Source organism: Aromatoleum petrolei, assembly GCF_017894385.1.
GTDB classification, from domain to species: domain Bacteria; phylum Pseudomonadota; class Gammaproteobacteria; order Burkholderiales; family Rhodocyclaceae; genus Aromatoleum; species Aromatoleum petrolei.
In genome coordinates this window covers 183,071-203,204 of sequence record NZ_CP059560.1, presented here as the reverse complement: position 1 = coordinate 203,204, position 20,134 = coordinate 183,071, and the positions used below count along the sequence as shown (strand labels likewise).

13 protein-coding genes are annotated in these 20,134 nt (G+C 62.9%); 11 read left to right on the top strand and 2 right to left on the bottom strand.

Translation table 11 applies throughout. The features are described 5' to 3' along the window. The first annotated feature begins 116 nt into the window (after positions 1 to 116). The 9 genes from peaA to ToN1_RS00830 are packed head-to-tail and all read left to right on the top strand — an operon-like array spanning position 117 to position 11,297. Positions 117 to 1,694 (top strand): quinohemoprotein amine dehydrogenase subunit alpha, encoded by a 1,578-nt coding sequence (peaA, locus tag ToN1_RS00870; protein ID WP_244860930.1) that lies wholly within the window; start codon positions 117 to 119, stop codon positions 1,692 to 1,694. A 23-nt stretch (positions 1,695 to 1,717) separates the two neighbouring features. After that, positions 1,718 to 3,160, top strand: a complete 1,443-nt coding sequence (peaB, locus tag ToN1_RS00865; protein ID WP_169206376.1) for a quinohemoprotein amine dehydrogenase maturation protein — start codon at positions 1,718 to 1,720, stop codon at positions 3,158 to 3,160. Then, positions 3,157 to 3,477, top strand: coding sequence for a quinohemoprotein amine dehydrogenase subunit gamma (gene qhpC, locus ToN1_RS00860; RefSeq protein WP_169206375.1), 321 nt, complete (start codon positions 3,157 to 3,159; stop codon positions 3,475 to 3,477). Before peaB ends, qhpC begins: the two co-directional genes overlap by 4 nt. A gap of 41 nt (positions 3,478 to 3,518) precedes the next feature. After that, complete coding sequence (gene peaD, locus ToN1_RS00855; RefSeq protein ID WP_169206374.1) at positions 3,519 to 4,628, top strand: quinohemoprotein amine dehydrogenase subunit beta; 1,110 nt, start codon at positions 3,519 to 3,521, stop codon at positions 4,626 to 4,628. An 8-nt stretch (positions 4,629 to 4,636) separates the two neighbouring features. Next, positions 4,637 to 6,367, top strand: a complete 1,731-nt coding sequence (locus ToN1_RS00850; protein WP_169206373.1) for an ABC transporter ATP-binding protein — start codon at positions 4,637 to 4,639, stop codon at positions 6,365 to 6,367. Then, positions 6,361 to 7,011, top strand: a complete 651-nt coding sequence (gene qhpE / locus ToN1_RS00845; RefSeq protein ID WP_169206372.1) for a subtilisin-like serine protease QhpE — start codon at positions 6,361 to 6,363, stop codon at positions 7,009 to 7,011. The genes ToN1_RS00850 and qhpE overlap by 7 nt, the downstream gene beginning before the upstream one ends. Continuing rightward, entirely contained in the window at positions 6,941 to 9,142 is a 2,202-nt protein-coding gene (gene ccsA / locus ToN1_RS00840; RefSeq protein ID WP_244861096.1) for a cytochrome c biogenesis protein CcsA, read from the top strand. The genes qhpE and ccsA overlap by 71 nt, the downstream gene beginning before the upstream one ends. Beyond that, entirely contained in the window at positions 9,139 to 10,473 is a 1,335-nt protein-coding gene (gene qhpG, locus ToN1_RS00835; protein WP_169206370.1) for a flavin-dependent monooxygenase QhpG, read from the top strand. The genes ccsA and qhpG overlap by 4 nt, the downstream gene beginning before the upstream one ends. A 41-nt stretch (positions 10,474 to 10,514) precedes the next feature. Further along, positions 10,515 to 11,297 (top strand): TorF family putative porin, encoded by a 783-nt coding sequence (locus ToN1_RS00830; protein WP_244860929.1) that lies wholly within the window; start codon positions 10,515 to 10,517, stop codon positions 11,295 to 11,297. A gap of 359 nt (positions 11,298 to 11,656) precedes the next feature. Here the strand turns inward: ToN1_RS00830 and ToN1_RS00825 are convergent, their stop codons facing one another. Beyond that, on the bottom strand, positions 11,657 to 13,462 hold the full coding sequence (locus ToN1_RS00825) for a sigma-54-dependent Fis family transcriptional regulator (protein WP_244860928.1): 1,806 nt from the start codon (positions 13,460 to 13,462) through the stop codon (positions 11,657 to 11,659). A gap of 507 nt (positions 13,463 to 13,969) precedes the next feature. On the opposite strand from ToN1_RS00825, the gene ToN1_RS00820 reads away from it, so the two are divergent. Together ToN1_RS00820 and ToN1_RS24880 are read left to right on the top strand one after the other, a co-directional pair. Then, positions 13,970 to 15,607, top strand: coding sequence for a PAS domain-containing sensor histidine kinase (locus ToN1_RS00820; protein WP_169206368.1), 1,638 nt, complete (start codon positions 13,970 to 13,972; stop codon positions 15,605 to 15,607). A 69-nt stretch (positions 15,608 to 15,676) separates the two neighbouring features. Then, positions 15,677 to 16,333 (top strand): response regulator transcription factor, encoded by a 657-nt coding sequence (locus tag ToN1_RS24880; protein ID WP_169206367.1) that lies wholly within the window; start codon positions 15,677 to 15,679, stop codon positions 16,331 to 16,333. Between the two features lie 167 nt (positions 16,334 to 16,500). Here the strand turns inward: ToN1_RS24880 and ToN1_RS00810 are convergent, their stop codons facing one another. Continuing rightward, positions 16,501 to 20,028 (bottom strand): EAL domain-containing protein, encoded by a 3,528-nt coding sequence (locus tag ToN1_RS00810; protein ID WP_169206366.1) that lies wholly within the window; start codon positions 20,026 to 20,028, stop codon positions 16,501 to 16,503. Positions 20,029 to 20,134: the final 106 nt, after the last annotated feature.

The following is a 20,134-nucleotide window of genomic DNA, read 5'->3' as shown; positions in this document are numbered from 1 at the left end:
ACCCCCGTCGCGTGATTCGCAAAAGCGTTGATTTGTGTAATTGCACTTAAGGCAGATTCTGGAGGAGATACACAATGGGAATAACCAATGCAGTCATGAAACCGTCCCGTCGCGCTTTGCTTGCGATTGCGGGGTTTCTGACGCCGCTCGTCTCAACCGGTGGCGCATGGGCTGCCGTATCGGCCGAGGCGCTGGTCAACAGCAAGTGCGCCTCGTGTCACACCGCTACTGGTGAGGGCAAATGGGATCGCATCAGCGAAAGTCGGCGTACGCCCGAAGGGTGGGACATGACGGTCGCCCGAATGTCGTTTGCCCACGGAGTAAAGCTCACGGGGGATGAGCGCAGTGCAATCGTGAAGCATCTTTCTGACGCATACGGTCTTGCCCCGGATGAAACGCTCACGCATCGGTACATCGTTGATCGTACGCCGAGCGTCGTCGAGCATGCCGAAAACAAGTTGATCGGTGATACCTGCGCGCGCTGTCATTCGTATGGGCGAATTGCCGTACAACGACGCACGGAAGCTGACTGGCGCAAGCTTGTGCACTTCCACGTGGGGCAGTTTCCTGCGATTGAGATCCAGGCAGGCGGACGCGATCGCAACTGGTTCGAGATTGCCACCGGGGACACTGTAAAAGAGCTGGCAAATCAGTATGGCTTCGACTCTGCCAGCTGGAAGCAGTGGAAGGCACAGAAGCCTGCCGACGCGAGCGGAACGTGGCGCCTGGTTGGACATCGCCCGGGGATGGGCGCTTACGAAGGAAGCGCGACGATCACACGGACCGGCGACGATCGCTATTCCGTCGACATGGTGATGCGTTACGAGAACGGTACTTCGGAGACGGCCAAGGGTGCGGCGGTCGTTTACACGGGGCACGAATGGCGCGCATCGGTCAAGCAGGGCAACCGCGAAGTCAATCAGGTAATGAGCCTCGGGACGGGGGGCACCGAGCTCACCGGGCGGTGGTTCGAAACCAACAACGATTCGATCGGCGGGACGATGCGGGCGGTGCGGGCCGACAAGGCGGCGCAGCCATCGGTGCTGTCAGTGCAACCGGCGATGCTGCGGGCAGGAAGTCGTGCGCGCATTGCCATCAACGGGGTGGGCCTGAATGGCGACGTGGATCTCGGAAATGGCGTGAAGGTCGCGAAGGTGCTCGAGCGCTCGGCGGACCGGGTGGTCGCGGAGGTCGAGGTCGAGAAGGATGCGGCGAGCGGAAGCCGGGCGGTCAAGGTCGGGTCGGCCGCGGGAAGCGATGTGGTGAAGATCTACCGGCAGATCGATTACGTGAAGATCATTCCCGAGCATCCGATGGCACGCCTTGGCGGTGGCGGCGGGGCGATTCCCAAGGTGCCCGCGCAGCTCGAGGCGATTGCCTTCGCTGCAGGGCCTGACGGCAAGCCGGGCAGCGCAGACGACATCGCACTCGGCCCGGTTCCGGCGGCGTGGTCGGTCGACAACCTCAACAAGGTTGCCGCCGAGATGAAGGACACCAAGTACGCAGGACGGATCGAGCCGAACGGACTCTTCGTGCCCAACGGGGCGGGCCCCAATCCGGAGCGCAAGTACAAGACCAACAACGCGGGCGAATTGAAGGTGATCGCGTCGGTCAAGGACGGCTCCCGTACGGTGAAGGCGACCGCGCCGCTGATCGTGACGGTGCAGCGTTTCAACGACCCCCCGATCCGCTGACACCTGGCTTCAAGGAGAAAGCAATGTCTGAAGCCGATCTGCTCTACGTGGATGCCCATGCGTTCCACGACCTTGCCGTGAAGGGGCGCCGGGTCCTGCTGCACGTGCCGAGCACGGGCATCTTCGATCTCGATGGCATGACGAGCGAGGTTCTCGATTTCGTGCGGCCGCGATCGACGGTGAGTTTCGGGGAATTGCAGGAACGCTTCCTCGATAGCGGTTCCCCCACGCTGGTTGCGGACGCAGTGGAGGATCTCAAGTCGCTTGGCGTCCTCAGGGCCGACCCCGCGATGCTCGACCGCGGTCCGGGTATCAGTGTCACCGAGTTTCCGCTCAGCACGATCGTTCTGAACGTGAATACGGGCTGCAACCTGAGCTGCACCTATTGTTACAAGGAGGACCTGACCACGCCGTCAAAGGGCGACAAGCTGGACCTGGAGACTGCAAAGAAAGGGATCGAACTGCTGTTGCGGGAGGGCGCGAAGCGCAGCCAGGTAAACGTCGTGTTCTTCGGGGGCGAGCCCCTGACCAACATGCCGCTCATCCGTGCGATCACCGCGTATGCCGAGGATCGTTGCCGCGAGGAGGGCAAGCAGCTCGACCTCTCGCTGACCACGAATGCCACCTTGCTGACCGAGGAGATCGTCGATTACTTCGACGAACATCGCTTCGGCGTCTCGATCAGCATGGACGGCCCGCAGGCCATCCATGACCGGCGACGCAGGACGATTGGCGGGAAGGGCACTTATGAGGTGGTTGCGGCCAAGACGCGGATGCTGCTGTCCCGCTACAAGTCGCGTCCGGTTGGCGCACGGGTCACGCTGACGGCGGGGTACTCCGATGTCTCGGCCATTCATCACCATCTGAAGGATGAAATCGGATTTGCAGAGGTCGGTTTTGCGCCCGTCACGAGCAATCCGGTCACTACCTTCAATCTCGTGGGCGACGAACTCCGCGGGGTGTTCGATTCGATGAAGTCCCTGGGGCGGGAGTATGTCGAGGCTGCCATCCGGGGGGAGAACACCGGCTTTTCCAACATGCACCAGATGCTCAGCGACCTCTACGAAGGACGTCGCAAAGCGCTGCCGTGCGGCGCGGGTGTGGGTTTGCTTGCCGTCGATCACAAGGGTGAGCTGAATCTCTGCCATCGCTTCACGGGGTCGGAGTTGCCGACCTTCGGCAACGTCGATTCGGGCATTGCCAAGGTAGAGCTCGGTGCATTTCTCGAGCACGCGTTGGACCGTTCCGAACGCGGTTGCGCTACCTGCCGCATCCGCAACCTGTGTTCGGGGGGCTGCTATCACGAGTCCTACGCCAATTTCAGTGACCCACATTCGCCCGTCTATCACTACTGCGAACTGCTGAGGGAGTGGGTTGATTTCGGGATCGAAGCGTATCTCGAAATCCTGGAGAAGAACCCCGCCTTCCTTCATCGCCACGTTGCCAACAGGAGCTCCGAACTATGAACCGAATCAAGCCGCTCAACCGCAAAGCCCACCAGATCGATAGCGCACCCACCGAGGACGCGGTGGAGAAGGTCGTCGCTATGTCCGCCGCCGTGGCGGGATGTTCAACCACTTTCGATCCCGGCTGGGAAATCGATCCCTTCATGGGGGTTGCCGGACTGTGTCAGCCGATGGAGGCCGATCTTTACGGGTGTTCCGACCCGTGCTGGTGGCCCGCTCAGGTGCCGGACACGCTGCACAACTACCCGGAATGGAACAGCGGTCGGGACGATGCAGCGCGCGACTGGAAAGCGCTGCAAAGCGTGTTCCCGAAGTGAGGCATCAAACCATTACGAAGAACCGGAGGAGTCCCGAGATCATGACATCGAAAATGACGACAACAACCCGCCTCGCAAGCGCCATCGCGGCATCGCTGGCGATGTATTCGGCGGGGGCCTTGGCTGCCAAGGACTACATCGTTACCGCGGCGCGACCCAATCTCGTGTTTGTCGCAGATGCGAAGGAACGCAAGGTCGTGGCGACGCACCAGATTCCGAACACGTCGATGGGCAACAGCCCGATCACGCTGGTGCCGTCCCGCGACGGCAAAGTCGCCTACGTGATCCATAACCGCTGGGAAACCGTGTCGGGCATCGATCTCGAATCGGGCAAGGAGGTGTTCCGCGCCGAATTGTCGGGAGGCGATATTCGCGGCAAGGCGCCCTATGCGATGGACCTGAGCCCCGACGGCAAGGAGCTTGCCGTGTTCGTGAATCCCACGCAGTTGCTCCCGGGCGAATACAAGTCGCTCGACCCGTACATTGCCGTCTATCGCACTGATGCAGGGACCGATGCGAAGCCGGCACGCAAGCTTTCGACACCGCGCCGCGTCTCGACGCTTGCCTATTCGGGAAAGGGAGATTCGCTGTATGCGTTCAGCTGGGACATGCTGAAACTGGACCCGCAGACGGGGGCCGTCAAGGGCACCCATCCGTGGCGGAGCTGGCAGCGCCCCAACCGGGGAGAGCCCGACACGCTCGCCATCTGGCCGCAGTGGGAGCAGACGAACATCTTTGCTACGCCATTCTACGTCGCGAGCACCGACAAGGCCGCCGGGGACCCGGCGGCGCTGCGGGCGGGAATATGGGCACTGGACCTGGAAAAGGACACGGTGAGCTTCAAGGAGTTCGAGGACGCGTCGGTCGTCCTGTTCTCGACGGCGATTAACCCGGTACGGCGCAACGAGGCCTATACGGTGTACACGCAGCTCACGCGGACCGACATGAACACCGGCAAGATGGACCGCGTCGATCTCGATCACACCTATTACAACGTGAACGTTTCGAGCGACGGTTCGGAACTCTACATCGGCGGTACGCAGGGAGACATCGCGGTCCACGACAGCAAGACCCTGAAGCGCATCGGAAACATCCGGACCCCGGGTGGCGGTGACCAGGTCCTGACCTCGTTGCGCATCTTCTCGCGCTGAGCCGGGACATGAGTGCAGAAGCCATTCGCATGGCCGGTGCGGCACCGGCTTCACGGTCGGCCGCGCAGGGCGAGGGGGCTCGCCTGAACGCGCTGTACCGCTGGCTGTGGGCGTTCATTCGTCCGGAAGCGCCTGCCTTCGCGGGTGTGCTTCTGCTCTCGTTCCTGGCGGTAGGGGCTGGTTTGGCGCAGCCCTACCTCACAAAGGCACTGATCGACGACGGCATCCTCGCGCAAGACCGGCAGGGTGTGTTGATGATCGGGGCCCTGATGGTGGGGCTGGCCCTGGTGGCACTGGTCATCGGATTTGCATGCCGCCGGATCCACGTTGCAGCATCCGCCCGGATGCTGCATCGCATGCGCGAATCGCTGTTCGCTCATGTGTTGACGCTTTCGCCCGTGTTCTTCTCGCAAACGCGACAGGGTGATCTGATCGCGCGATTGGAAGGCGATCTCGGGGAAGTGCAGCGTTTCGCTGTCGATGCCGTGCTTTCGGCGATCAACTCCATCCTGACGCTGATTGGGACCGTCGCGCTACTCGCGATGCTGAGTCCGATGCTCGCGCTCTATCTAGGTGTCCTGATGGCCATCAACGCAATTGTGCTGTCGTGGGTCAAGCCCCGCATCGAAGCACTTTCGCTGAAAGCACGGGACGCGGGAGTGGAGGTGTCGAGCTTCCTTGTCGAGAAGCTCGGCGCCGTGCGCTGCGTCCAGACTTACGTGGCCGAGAAGCGGGAGATCGCCCACCTGGCCGCGCTCCACCGCACGGTTCGTGATCGCATGCTTTCCCTGCAGGCCGTTGGCTACCTGGGGGGCGCATTCCCGAATCTCGTGTTGTCCCTAGCGGTCATCGGCATCTTCGTGGGCGGCAGCCTGGCGATGATCGGGGGTGATGCATTGACGCTCGGCACGCTGGTTGCATTCGCAACCTACGTCCAGCGGGCGAGTGCGCCCCTGCATGCGCTGATGGGCCTTTACCTGCAGTGGCAGCGCGTCAAGGTTGGTCTCGGCCGCGTGGAAGAGGTCCGCAGTCTGAGTCCGGCCGTGACTATGCCCGATCAACCGGGCAGTCGGCGCGTTGCTGCAGGCGAGCTTGTGATGCGTGATGTGGCGTTCGTGTATCCAGGATCGCCCCGAAGAGTGTTGTCCGAATTGAGCCTCACGGTGCCCGTCGGGGCGAAGGTCTGGCTGCGGGGAGTGTCGGGAAGCGGGAAATCGACGCTCATCGATCTGCTGCACCGACAGTTCGATCCCGCCAGCGGTTCGATCATGATCGGAGGTATCGATCTTCGCGAGCTCGATCCCCGGGTGTTGCGTCGGCACGTGGTCGTTGTTTCGCAGGAGCCCGTGCTCTTTTCCGGCTCCATTGCCGACAACATACGCTATGCCTGCCCCGATGCGACGCCTGAGGACGTCCGACGAGCGGCGCGCGCCGCCGGCGTCTTCGAGTTCGCCGAGCGACTGTCGGGCGCGCTCGATGCGACGGTCGGCGTGCGCGGGGCGAGTCTGTCGGGCGGTGAAAGGCAACGTGTTGCGCTTGCTCGTGCGCTGTTGATGAAGCCAGACGTTCTGATCATCGACGAGGGCACGTCCTCGCTAGACACAGCCCTCGAACAGCGCTTCTTGCAGGCGATCGATGCGCTGCTCCCCCGGGCGACACGAATCATCGTGAGCCACCGCGAACTCGATCCCGCCGCCTTCGATCGGATTATCGATCTCCCGCAAGGTGTTACATGCTGAGGCCGATCCGCGTCGGGCTGATCGACAGTGCGGTCCGTGGTGCACCAGCGGCCGCGGTCGTCGAGACTCGTCTCCTGACATCCGCGGGTAACGACAGAACGGGTCACGGCACGCAGATCGCAAGCTGCGTGCTCCAGCATTGCCCCTCCGCGGAATTGCTTGTCGCGCAGGTCTTTGGCGAGGGCCGCGACTCGTCCGTCGACGCGGTTCTCGAAGGTTTGGATTGGCTCGTCAGCCGGGGTGTGCAGCTAATCAACATGAGCTTCGGAATGGGGGGCGCGAGCGCGCGGCTCGCCAGCGCCTGCCGCCGCGCAGCGAGCGCTGGCGCCATTCTGGTCGCGTCTGCGCCAGCACGCGGAAGCGTCACGTTTCCGGCCGCGCTGGGCGATTGTCTCGCGGTGACGGGCGACGCGCGCTGCGCTCCTGGCGAAGTGTCATGGCTCGGTACGCCTGCCGCCGACTTCGGCACCCATCCCTTCTGCGATCCGCGCAATCCGGAGCGTGGCGGCGGCGCGAGTATCGCGGCGGCGCGGATGACGGGATTGATCGGGTCTTTGCTCGAAGGCGGTGCAGATGCGTTCGACGTACGACGCGAGTTGCGTTGTCGCGCAGCCTACGTTGGGGCGGAGCGGCGCCATGCGTGACCTCGAGAGCTGGATCACGGTCGTTGTCGTCGCTGCATTGTGCGTGCTGTTTCCCGGCGTCGGGGACCTGCTAGTCGCCAGCGCCGGTCTGGCACTGCTCGTGGCGGCGGTGTCCGATAGATACCGGCTGCGGGGTGTGCGGCTGGGTGTCGTGGGGCTATGGACTGCCGTCCTGGCCCTCGCGGTCCTGATGCTTACCGACCGCTTCGATGTCCGCTACGTGTGGCTGTACAGCGGTGCCGAGCTGCCCGCATATCTGAAGCTCGCGAACGTGTGGGGAGGCGACGAGGGAACCACGCTCCTGCTGGCGGCGGTGTGCGCGAGTCTGTTGGGACCGAAGCCCGCGGTTTGGCGTCACCCCGACGTCAATGCGATCGTCGCCGCCGCACTTGCGCTGACGGCGGCGCTGTCGGGTCCGTTCGTGGCGACGCCCGCCGATTGGCTGGCACGCGCTGCGTATCAGGGGATGAACGCGCACCTGATGAAGATCTGGATGCTCGCGCATGCGCCGCTGGTGCTGGCGGCGTATGCGTGGACCCTGTCCCTCGCTTCGCCGGCCATCGCCGCGCTCGCGGGAGCGCTGACGACGTGGCCCAACGACGCACTCATGCGGGCGCGGCGCGCCTGGGCGCTACTCACGGCAGGAATCGGCTTCGGCATGGTGTGGGCATTCGAGGATGCAATGTACGGGCAGGTTTGGCACTGGGACCCGGTCCAGACCGCCGTGTTCGCCGCTTGGTGCCTGCTTGGCGCGCATTTGCACGGCATTGCGGGCTGGCGTGCGGGGCGCCCGACATGGCGTTGGATGCCGCTGGCCGGGGCGCTTGCGGCGGCGCTGACGATGGTGGCGATGGGCGTTACGCGGCACGAAGCCCTTGCCAGCTCTCACCGTTACATCGGCGCGACGTCGTCCTCCTTATATTTTTCGCTCGCGGGCTTACTTGTCTTGTTCGCCGGCGTGGCGTGGATGTACGGGATGCATCGCGTCACGTCGATCCCGCTGCGCATTGGGGTCGCGGCCAGCGCGCTTCGTCTGACGCAACTCGCGTTTGCCATGCTGGGGCTGCTCGCGGGGGGCTATCTCGCGTGGGCTTTCATTGCCAGCGCGAAAGGGTTGCCCCGGCCGGAGGAATTGAAGCCCTTCTTTGCGACGCTGACCAACTGGGCGCGCGGGAGCGAACTACCGGCGCTGCGTACAGCGTTCGCCCAATGGGACGTCGATGGCTATGCGCTCGCGCGGGTATTGCTATTCCCGTTGATCGGCGTCGGACTGATCGGCGGTTGGTTCTTCATGCGGCGGGTTGCGACGCGCCTCGGTTGGATAACGTTGACTCTCGCATCGCTGGTGTGCGCCGTTGTCTGGTCCGATGGGGGAATGCTCGCACGGGAGTATTCGGGCACGGGTGTCCTGTCACAGCAGATTGTCGCCGTTCTCCCTCGTATCGATGCGAGTCTCATTGCGGGAGGATATCTGGCGATCGGCGTATTCGCATGGAGCATCAACGCTGCACGGAAGGCGGCGGCCAGGGGATATGTTCTCGCCCTCGGACTGGTGCACCTCGGTGCAATGCTGAGCCTGTGGGGGGCGCTGCTGTCGACCGCGCTGAACGGCTATTCGCAGCATGTCATCGATATTTCCAATGACAACTGGCGCGGCGAGCACCACGGATATGCGTTCCGCGTCACGACGCTGGATATTGACCGCACTGCCGACGGCGGCCGCCGGGACGGCAAGGGAAGTTTCCGCGCACTCGCACAGGTCGAGCTCCGAACGCCTTCGCAGGAAGTGATAGGCGGCGAGACGCTCTATCGCGATGCACGCGCTGCAGTCGCAGGCTATGCCGGTCCCGTACGCCAGATCTGCGAGATTCTCGACTACCGCTACGCGCGCTATGCCAATCAGCCGGGGTACGTCCTTCACCCCTTCATCGATCGGGGATGGGGGCGCGATGTCCAGGTTTGGGTCTCCACTTCCGCCGCGGTCGCCGCGCTCGAAGGCGGTGCCCAGCCGGAACAGGCAGTCGTCGTATTGCGAGTTTTCCCTTTCGCGTCGTTGCTTTGGATCGGACTCGTGATCACTTCGGGAGGCGCGTTGTGGCTTGCCTTCCGTTCAAGAAAGGAAACGTCATGAATCCCGTGGTCATCCTCGGAGCAGGTCCCTCGGCCTGCCTGCTTGCCCTCGCACTAGCGAGGGGCGGTCAGTCTGCCCTGGTGATCGGACAACCGCGTCAACGCGGTGCAGCGGAAGGTCTTTCCCAGCGCGTCATCGAGGCCTTGAGGCAGTTCGGATGTTCGCAGGCGCTATCGATGCTGGGGCCGCGCTGGCTTCGCGTGTCGTCGTGGAATGGCGCGGAAGTGGAGATGAATGGCGAATTCGTGGTCGAGCGCGTCGCGTTCGACCGCGCCCTGCTGGCCGATGTCCGTGCATCGGGTATCGACGTGCGAGAGGGGAAGGTGCGAACGCTGGAGCACGTCGAAGAAGGCATGTGGTACGTGCACTGGGAAGATCAATCCGGCCGATCGCAGCGGACAGCAGCGCAAGTCATCGTGGAGTGCCGCGGCCGTACCGCACCGAAGAAGGCGCCCGACCTGCAAGTCGAGGCAATGCGGGTAGCGGTCGCGCGCACATTTACCGGCGCGGCGATCCAGCCCCGCACGACGTATGTGGAATCCTTTGCCCAAGGCTGGGCCTGGGGGGCGGTCGAAGCTTCGGGGCTGGCGCATATTCAGATCGTGGTCCTGCCGGAGTCGGTCTCTGCGCACGGCGGCGATCTCGACGCCACGCACGCCGCCTGCTTCGAGCATCTGCACGGCCTGCGGCGGCGGTTCGGACGCAATCTTCGGCCTGTCGGGCCCGCGCGCGCCCGCGGCATCCAGCCGGCACTGCGAGGTGGCGTCGCGAGCAGGGATTTCTTGCGGGTGGGCGATTCCGCCTATAGCTGCGACCCCCTTTCGGGACACGGCGTGTTCGAAGCCGCTTCCGGTGCCATCGCAGCGGCGCCCGTGATCAACACTTTGCTGCAACGTCCGGACGACGCCTCCCTTGCAGTCCGGTATTTCACCGAGCGGGCCTCCGAGGTGTTTGCATCACGCGTCACTGCGGCTCATGAGCACTACCGGAGCGAGACCCGATGGCCGGACGCGGAGTTCTGGGAGCGCGCGATCGCTCCGCGAAGGCCTTCGATGGAAGTGCCGGAGATCAGGGAGCCCGCTTTCGTGATGCGTCCCGTCGTAGAGGACGGGTTCATCACCGATCGGAGCGTCGTCGTCAGCGATGAGCACCCCAGGGGCGTGCGCTTCATCGGCGGCATTGACCTTGCGCGCCTCGACCAGTTGGTCCGGACACTGCAGGTTCCCGATCCCGAGCGCCTCAGCCGGCTGCTGAGCGCTCCTCACGAATCAGTCTGCCGCGCCTTGCACTGGTTGCAGGCGCGGCGACTGGCCCCCAGGCCCGTCCAGTGATCTGGCACAGCCATCCACCGATGAAGAGGAGATACAAGAACGTGACTTCGACCAAGCATAACGTCGTGACTGCCCTGATTGCGAGCCTGCTCGCCGCCGCATCGGGCGCCCATGCGCAGGAAGCGTCGTCGCCCTATACCGTCAGCGCCAACGTAGGACTCTTTTCCCAGTATGTCTTTCGCGGGATCTCCTATACGCAGGAAAAGCCGGCAGTGCAAGGTGGCTTCGATCTTGCCCACGAGAGCGGCTTGTACGCAGGAATCTGGGGCACAAACGTGAGCGATACGGCGTTGAACAATGCCGTGGGCGAGATCGACGTGTATGGCGGATATGCAAAATCGATCGGTGATTTCAGCTACGACGTCGGCTTGCTGCAATTCACCTTTCCGGGTGGAGAGATCAACGGGACCAACGAGAAATACAACACGCTGGAAATTTATGCCGGCGTAACGTGGAAGTTCCTGAACGTGAAGTATTCGCAAACCCTGACGGATTACTTCGGCTTCAACGACAAGTCATTCGGACTGGGGCAGGGCGATTCGGATGGATCGCATTATATCGAGGGAAATCTGGCCTACGAATTCATTCCGGGCTGGAAAGCCCTGGCTCACGTGGGGCGCCAGCATGTCCGCAACTATGGCGATTACAGCTTCACCGATTGGAAACTGGGTGTCACGAAGGATTTCGACGGTGGCTGGCAACTGGGCGTGGCGTGGATCGATACGAGCGCGGATTCGGAACTCTATACCCTGTGTGATGGAAACAGCCGCTGCAAGGACACCGGGGCCAGCAAGTGGCTCTTACACCTGAAGCGGACATTCTGATTTCGCCCAGGAATCTTTTCCTCCTTTGTCCGATTCATCGGAGTTGTGGTCGTCGCTGGCGTGGTCGTTCATGAATATCAGCTGGCGCCGACCGCATTTTTTTGGGAAAGCCTGGAGACCGATGGGCGTGCGAGATCTGGAGCCTGCGCTATGTGATGGCGTTGCCCGCATGGCGGCGATCGTGAATGGAGCGATCTCATTAATCGCAGATGTGGCGAGTAGCTGTTGTCCAACACCGCCGAGCATGGCAGTCAGCCGCTTACGGTCGCACCGCTCTCCATCCAGCTCACCGTCGCGGCCTGTTGCACGCGCGCCGGGCGGATCAGGGCGCCCTGCGCGGCACCCCCGAGAGCATGTCGTCAGCGTGCTTCGGGTAGGACATTGTATTTACGGAGCCTGTACACCAGCGTCGGGCGGCTGATGCCCAGCACTCGGGCGGCGTGCGACAGGTTGCCGTTAGCCTCCGCCACGGCAGCGCGCAACATGGCCACCTCAGTTTCCGCCAGGCCTGTGTGTCCGGCGGCGGCTGTCGATAGCGATTCCGTTCCGCCCGGCTTGCTGACCCGTCCGATGCTGCCACTACGCTTCAACATGAACGCGGTGGTATCGACTTCCTCGCCGCCGGTGAACAGATGGCATAGGTCGAGCGCGCCGCCATCCTCGGCCAGGATGACCGCACGTTCTATCATGTTCTCCAGCTCTCGCACGTTGCCCGGCCAGTCGTAGGCGAACATCGCATCAACCGCCCGTTCGCGGAAGCCGGTGATGTGTTTATCGTGCTTGCGGCCCATGCGCTGGAGGAACCAGTTCATCATCAGGGGGATGTCGTCACGGCGCTCGCGCAGCGGTGGCACCTCGATCGGAAAGACATTGAGGCGGAAAAAGAGGTCCTCGCGAAATTGTCCGGCCTTGACGGCTTCGCGCAGATTCACGTTCGTCGCCGCAACCACCCTGACGTCCACCTGGCGCGTGCGTGTATCGCCCACGCGCTCGATCTCGCCCTGCTGCAGTGCGCGAAGCAGCTTGCCCTGCGCCGTGAAGCTCAGTGTGGCGATCTCGTCGAGGAAAAGCGTGCCATGGTCGGCCCGCTCGAAGCGTCCGGCGCGTGACGTCGTAGCGCCCGTGAAGCCGCCGCGCTCGACGCCGAACAGTTCCGATTCCATCAGGTGTTCCGGAATGGACGCGCAGTTCACCGCGACGTACGGGCCATTCGCGCGCTTGCTCAGGCGATGAAGGTTGTTTGCGAAGACTTCCTTGCCGACACCGCTCTCACCCAGGAACAACACGGTCGCGTCGGTGGGCGCCACCTTGTTGACCATGTGGCAGACCGTATTGAAGCCGGCGGAGACCCCCACCACGCCGAAGCTATGCTCCGGTGCGCTGGACAGCTGAGCGGCTATACGGCTCGTCGCGGGCAACTGCTCCTCGGCCTGTGGCGCCCATTTGACGAAATCGCCGATGCGCAGGAAGCGCAGATCATCCTGCGCGTCTTCCCATTCCTCCACCGGCTTGCCGACCACGCGGCATTTCGCGTGCCCCATTCCGCGGCATTCGGTTTCCCTCCACAGGATGGGACGGCCCATGAATGCGCTCGTGTAACCGCATGCATAACCGATCAGCATCCAGCACACCGATTCGTTGCCGATACCGTAGCTGGCGATATGGGCCTCCGCCTCGGAGCTGTCCACGAGATAGAAGTCGCCGAAGTAGTGGCCACGCTGGACGTCGATATCCAGCGCCACGGGCTCGCAATGCACCATGCCCTCCAGCGAGACGAGTTGTGGACCGGCGAGGAAGTCGTCATAGGTGTTCAGGCCGGCGCGGACCTTGCGCGCCATCGCCGCGTCCCGCGTGCCGGCCTGGTAGCCGATGCGGGTGATCAGCCCGCGCGCAGTCTCCTTGTCGAGGCTCTCGATCAGCTCCTGTCGCAGGGCGCCAAGGGAGCTCACATGCATGAGCATCATGCGCTGGTCGTCAAGCCAGATGCGGCCTTGCTGGGGCGCGAAACGCAGGCGCTTGGCGAGGTCATGGAAAGCCGGCACCCGAATTCCCTTGGAAGTCGCGTGGAGCTCTTGGTCAGTTTGCGCGGATGAGTCGGGCTCGGGTCCTTGGGGATGCCTTTTCGCCATGATTTCCTCGATCGCGGCCGGCGCGGTTGCTGGCACGGGAACTCGCCGCCGTGCATTGCAGGAGCCGGTCCGGCGAATGTCGTCCACCGGCCTGCGCAGGCCATACAGGATTCGATTGAAAGAGCTTATGCCCAGCCGCCGGATTGGGCGATTGGTTTCATCAAATAATAGAGAATCGCGAGTCTGGCAAGCGAGGTTTGTGCGAGTGAACGCCTGAGTAATCGATCATTTGATGAAAGAAACGTCCGGATCGATTCGATCAAATCATCGAATGGCGGCTGGGCACCGCGAGATTGCACCCGGCTGCGTGTGCAACGAGGAGGTCCCCGCCTTCGTCTGTCCGCTGCTTAGTGGGGTCTTGTCAGGAATATCACGATTCTTGCGCACCGCTCACGCCACTGGCACACATCCTGCTCGGGTCTGACATCACCGGGTTTTGCAAGTGCAGGTCTACCAATCCACGAAGGGGGCATATACATGACAACCCCAATAACATTACGACGGTCAGAGGCAGTGCGCTTCCTCAATAAGGAGGCAGTGCTCATGCGGAATGACGCGTTCGACGTGGAGCCGGACGACGAGCTGAGCGAGGATGCCTCGGTCGGCTATGAAGCGCTCTTTCGCAATACGCCCGTGGCGATCTGCCATCTGTTCAACCGCAGGATCAGGCGCTGCAACCGCCGCTACGAGGAATTGTTCGGGTATGAACCCGGCGAACTCCACAACCAGTCGGTCGGCGTGCATTACCCGAGTGACGAATCGTTTGGGACGATCGCCCGGAAATTCGGCCGCTTCTTCGAGTCCCATCACACCTTCAAGGACGAGCGGCCGTTCGTGCGCAAGGACGGCACGCTGATCTGGTGCATCGTCACCGGCACCTTGCTCGATCCGGCCAACCCCAAGCTCGGCAGCATCTGGGTGGTGCAGGACATCTCCGAGCACAAGCGGATCGAGGAGGAATTGAAGGCCGACGTCGAGAAGCTCGAATTCGTCGCGCAGCAGCGCACCGTGGAGCTCAGCCGGCACGTCGCGAGCCTCGAGGAGGAAGTCGCGACGCGCCAGCGCGCCGAGGAGGTCGCGAACGAGAACCGCGAGAAATACCAGAAGCTCTTTCACATGCTGCCGATCGGCATTTCGATCACCGATACGCAGGGCACCATCCTCGAGGCCAATTGCCAATTTGCCGAAATGGTCGGTTTGCGGCGTGCGTCGCCCGAGAACTGGCGCAAACTGCCGTTGCGTTTCTTTCTGCACGACGGCACGGAGATCCCGAGGCATCGCCTGCCCTGGCAGATCCGCGATTTTCAGAAAGATTCGATCGACAACATCGAGATCGGGATGCGCGACGAGAAGGGGCGCAAGCTGCGCTGGCTGAGCGTGAGCTCATCCCTGATCGAGCGGAAGGACGAGCAGTTCGTCGTCGCCGCCTTCACCGACATCACCTACCGCAAGCGCATCGAAGAGCTCGAACGGCTGCGTCACGCGGAGCTCACGCGCTTGGGCCGGATCAACTCGATGGCCGAAATGGCGGCGGCGCTGGCGCACCAGATGGGGCAGCCGCTGGTGTCCGCGGTCAATTACCTGAACGGCTGCCGCTTGCGTCTTGAGCGCGTCGACGGCGTCGAGGAGATTTCCGAGTCCATGGGGCTCACGCTCAAGTATCTCGAGCAGGCGGGCGAGATCCTGCGCCACGTCAAGGAGTTCGTGTGCAAGCACAAGCCCGACAAGGAACCCGAGAATATCAACGAGGTGATCCAGGACGCGCTCTCATTCCTGAATTTCGAGGTCCGCCGGCATGACGTCAGCGTCGACCTGCGGCTGCTGCAGGATCCCCCGCTGGTGCCGCTATGCAAAGTCGAGATTCAACAGGTGCTGTTCAACCTGATGAAGAACGGCATGGAGGCGATGACGGGCCTGCCGCCGGGGGCGCGCAAGCTCGTCATCGGCAGCGAGATCATCGATGAGGGTGGGGCGATGAAGGTGTTCGTCCAGGACCACGGCACAGGGCTCGAGAAGCGGTCTGCAAAGCGCGTGTTCGAGCCCTATTTCTCCACCAAGCCCGACGGGATGGGTATCGGCCTGACGATCTGCCGTTCGATTGTCGAGTCGCACGGCGGGCAGCTTTCGTTTTCGAGGATCGGCAAGGGCGGGTCGCGCTTTCAATTCACCTTGCCGATGTAGGGGAGGTCCGCGCCTGCACGAAGACCGAAGAGTCTCCGGCGGCGAAGACCATGCACAAAGGAGGAGTCCATGCAGGTGGAAAAACTTTCGCCGACCGTGTTCGTGGTCGACGATGAAGAGTCGGTCCGTCATTCGCTGAAGTGGTTGCTCGGCTCGATCGCGCTCGACGTGAAAATGTACGACTCGCCGCAGGCGTTTCTCGACACCGATGTTTCCTGTGACTACGGCTGCCTGATCCTCGATGTGCGGATGCAGGCGCTCAGCGGTCTGCAGTTGCAGGAAGTGCTGTGCGAGCGCGCCTTCAAACTGCCGATCATCTTTCTCTCGGCGTACGGGGATGCCCAGATGGGGGCGCAGGCCATCAAGAAGGGCGCCATCGATTTTCTGCAGAAACCGTACCGCAATCAGGATCTGCTCGATGCCGTCAATGCGGCCCTGACCCAGAGCAAGGAGACGTTGAGCAAACAAAGCGAGCAGCACAAGTACCGCAACTGTTTCGAAAGTCTCTCGCTGAGGGAAAAGGAAATCTTCGATCTCGTGGTCGAAGGAAACAGCAGCAAGGAGATCGCCAGAATCCTGGGAATCAGCCCGAAGACCGTGGAGGCGCACCGAGGGCGACTGATGAGCAAGCTGGGCGTGCGCTCGTCGGGCGAGCTGATTCAGTTGTCGATGCTCACGAACAGTCACTGCCTCGAGTGCAAATGGGCATCGCGACGCGCCAACTGAGGCCGGGATCCTGAAGCTTCATTCATCGTCGTCCTCGTCGTCGGATTCGAAGCCCAGGCGTTTGGCGCGAAACTCGTCGGACGGGGCGGCGAGGAGGGGCGCGGCGTTCGGGATCGAAGGGCGTCACGTGCACGTGCGAGGCGTCGGCCGCGACCTTGGGGAAGAAATCAAGTTTGCTCGCCAGCGGCGCGAGGAGCCAACCGCCAACCGCACGCTTCGGTCCAGGACAGGAAATCCCCGACGGGCATCGGCATCGCAACGAAATAGCCCTGCGCCTCGTCGCAACCGATGGCCCGTAGGCGCTCGCATATCTCCTGGTTCTCGACCCCTTCGGCGATGACGCGCAGCCCGAGTTTGTGACCCAGGTCCACGGTGGACTGCACGATCAGGGCGGCGCCTGCGTCTTCGAGCATCGGTTGGACGAAGGACTTGTCGATCTTGATCGCATCCACCGGAAGTTTCTGCAGATAAGCGAGCGAGGAGTAGCCCGTACCATAGTCATCGATGTACAGGCTCATGCCCATGTCCTTGAGTTGCCGCAGCGCCGTGAGCGCAACTTGAGGCTCGGCCATGATTGCGCTTTCGGTAATCTCAAGGCCGATCCAGCTCGGCCCGCCGCCCCAGGTGGTCAGCGCATCGCGGATTTGTTCGACGATACGCGGATCTTCCAGGTTGCGGGTCGACAGATTGACCTCGGCCTGCAGTCGGACTCCCGCCCGCTCCCACGCGCGGCACTGCATCAGAGTGGCTTCGAGCACCCATTTGGTCAGGGGACCGATGAGGCCGGTGCTTTCCACGAAAGGGACGAACTGGTCTGGCGAGATCAGGCCATAGGCCGGGTGCTGCCAACGGACCAGCATTTCCGTAGCGACGATCCGCCCGGATGCCAGTTCCAGCTTGGGCTGGCAGTACAGCACCAGTTGGTCGTTTGCGATGGCCGCTCGCAACTCGCCCATCAACTGGAGCCGCCGCGGGTGGTAAGGGTCGTCCTTGCGCGTGTACAGGGCATAGCCCTGTCCCAGTCGCATTGCCTGGCGCAGCGCCACTTCGGCGTGCCGCGTTAGCGTGGCCGCTTCGGTGCCGTGGCCGGGAAACACGGCTATGCCGATGTGGGCGCCGATTTCCAGCGTGAAGCCGCCGATTTCGAATGGCCGCTCCAGATCCCTCAGCAGCCCCGCAGTAAGGTTGCAGGCCTCCTGCACGCCCGCACCCGGGATCACGATGCCGAAGTGCCGTCCGCCGAAATGAGCAAGCACCGCATTGTCAGCCAGCATGCGTCGGCATCTGGGGCCGAACTCCTGCAGCAGACGGTCGCCGATGGGCTTGCCGAGGGTGTAATTGATGTCCTTGAAGCGTTCCAGCGCCAACATCAGCAGGGCAAGGGGCCGGCTTTGCCGCGATGCGGTGTCAATGGCCTCGTGTAATCTGGTGTCCAACTGGACGCGATTGGGAAGGTCGGTCAGTTCATCGAAGAAGGCGAGATAGCGGACCTTGTCTTCGGCGTTTTTCCGCTCCGTGATGTCCTCGATGATGGCCACCAGCGCCGGCGCGGCTGGCCCGCCATAGGGCAGCGGGGAAACGCTGACGTTGACCCAGATCGAACGGCCGTTCTTGCGCAAGTATCGCCGTTGGGTGCGATATGACGTCGCTTCACCGCTGCCCAGTTGCTGGATCTGCCGCGTTGCCTCGGCGCGTTCCTCTTCCGCCACGAAGGCCAGGGGTGCCAGGGCGCGGAGTTCTTCCTCGGAATACCCCAGTATCGTTTGCAGTGCCGGGTTGGCCGCGAGGATCTTGCCGCTCCAATCTGTGAGGGCGATTCCCGCCGCGAGGTTCTCGTAGACGGCGCGCCAGCGCTGCTCCGATTCGCGCAGGGCGTCGGAGCGCTCTTGCAGGGCCTGCCGGTTGTCGATGAGTTGATGCGTCAGCACGGACAAATCTTCTTCTTGAGTGGCCAACTCTTTCTGCAGGGCATCCCTTGCGGCCTTCATCGTCAGGAGATTGCGTACCCTGGCGCGCAATTCGTGTGGCGGGAACGGCTTGATGATGTAGTCTTGGACCCGCTCCGACAGGAGGTGCAGGCGCAGGGGCTCGTCGGCCCGTGCCGACAGCACCACCACCGGCACCTGCGCCAGGAGCTGACAGGCGCGCATCCGCGACAGGAGCTCAACCCCGCCGAGTTTGGGCATCATCAGGTCGGTCACGATCAGGTCGGGCACCACGTTGGTTGCCATCGCTAGGGCCTCTTCCCCGTCGCAGGCGGAAACGACGCGGTAATCGTGGCTGAGGATGTCGGCAACGAAGCCCCGCATGTCGGGGTTGTCATCGGCCACGAGCACCAAGGGCCGTCCGTCCTCGGTCGCGCCCTCCTGGGCCGAAGCCCCATCTTCCGGCATCGGCACTTCACGAGGCGCGGCGTCGGGCTTGATCCGCCCCAAGGTTCGCGGGCTGTCGGAGGACTTTCGGATCGGGGTCCCCGCCGGGGCGCAAAGCGGCATCTCGACCTGAAACAACGCACCGCCGCCGGGTGCGTCCAGGACCGTGATCGTGCCGCCGTGCAGCTCCACGATGCTCCGCGCGATGGCCAGTCCCAGGCCGGTGCTCCCAAAGGCGGGAAATGCAGTGTTCCCCTCCCCAAAGAATCGCTCGAAAACCGCGGCCCTGATCTCGGGCCGCACACCGGGGCCGCTGTCCCGAACGGAGAGCAACACCCTATCCGATCCAATCATCTCGATGGTGCACCCGATCCGACCGCCGACCGGCGTGAATTTGAAGGCGTTGGAGAGTAGGTTGAGAACGATCCGTTCGAATTTCTCCGTATCAAGTTCGGCTGGCAGCTCAATCGGCGTTGTCAGGGTGTAAGTGATCCCGCGCTGTTCGGCGAGCGCGTCAAAATTTCCGGCCACTGTATGCACCAGTCGCGCCAAGTCGGAACTTGCGTAGTCGAGCGCGAGCTTCCCGGCGTCGAACTTCTCTATATCCAGTAGATCATTGACCTGACGCAGCAGGGTCACTGCGTTCCGCTGGATGACTTCAAGATCACGGCGCTGATTGCGCGTCAGATTCCTTGCATCCTGAAGCAGAGACTCCGCCGGGCCGAGAATCAGCGTCAGCGGGGTGCGCAATTCATGGCTCACGTTGGCGAAGAAGGCGCTCTTGGCACTGTCAAGGCGCTGTACCTTGTCGAGCAGCTGCTCCAGCCCGTCATTCTTGCGCGCGATTTCCGCTTCGGCACGCTTGATTTCGCTGATGTCCCGCCCCTCGGCGAGCAGAAGCACGATCTGGCCACCGGCGGCCCGAATCGGCGCCAAGGAGAAATCCACAATGAGCGTCTCGGCTCCGCCTGAACGGCCATAGACTTCGACCTGGCCGCGTACCAGCTCGCCGACCCGGGCACGCCCTACGGCATTCCGCGCAAATTCCCGGACGCTTTCCGAAACCGCCCACCACCGCGTATCCCAGAACGCCTTTCCCACGACGTCCTCGATCCGCAACCCGGCGCCCGTAAGCGCGGCCCGATTGATCTCGATCGTTCGGCCGTCCGGGTCGAGTAGCCCGACGAATTGGACCATCTCATCGAGAATGATGCGCGCGAGCTTTTCCCGAAAAGTCTGGGTGCCATCGCGAGCCCGCAAGGTCACATCGCCAACCTGGAACATTGCGGACCCGGCAAACAGCCCGCCGTATACGGACCTCATGACACCCCCTGCCGCTATCGCGGATCGGGAAAAGGCGCCGGGGAAACGCCTCGTCTCTTGTCACCTGAATCGGACGAGACCGCTCCGCTCGGAACATCTACTTGCG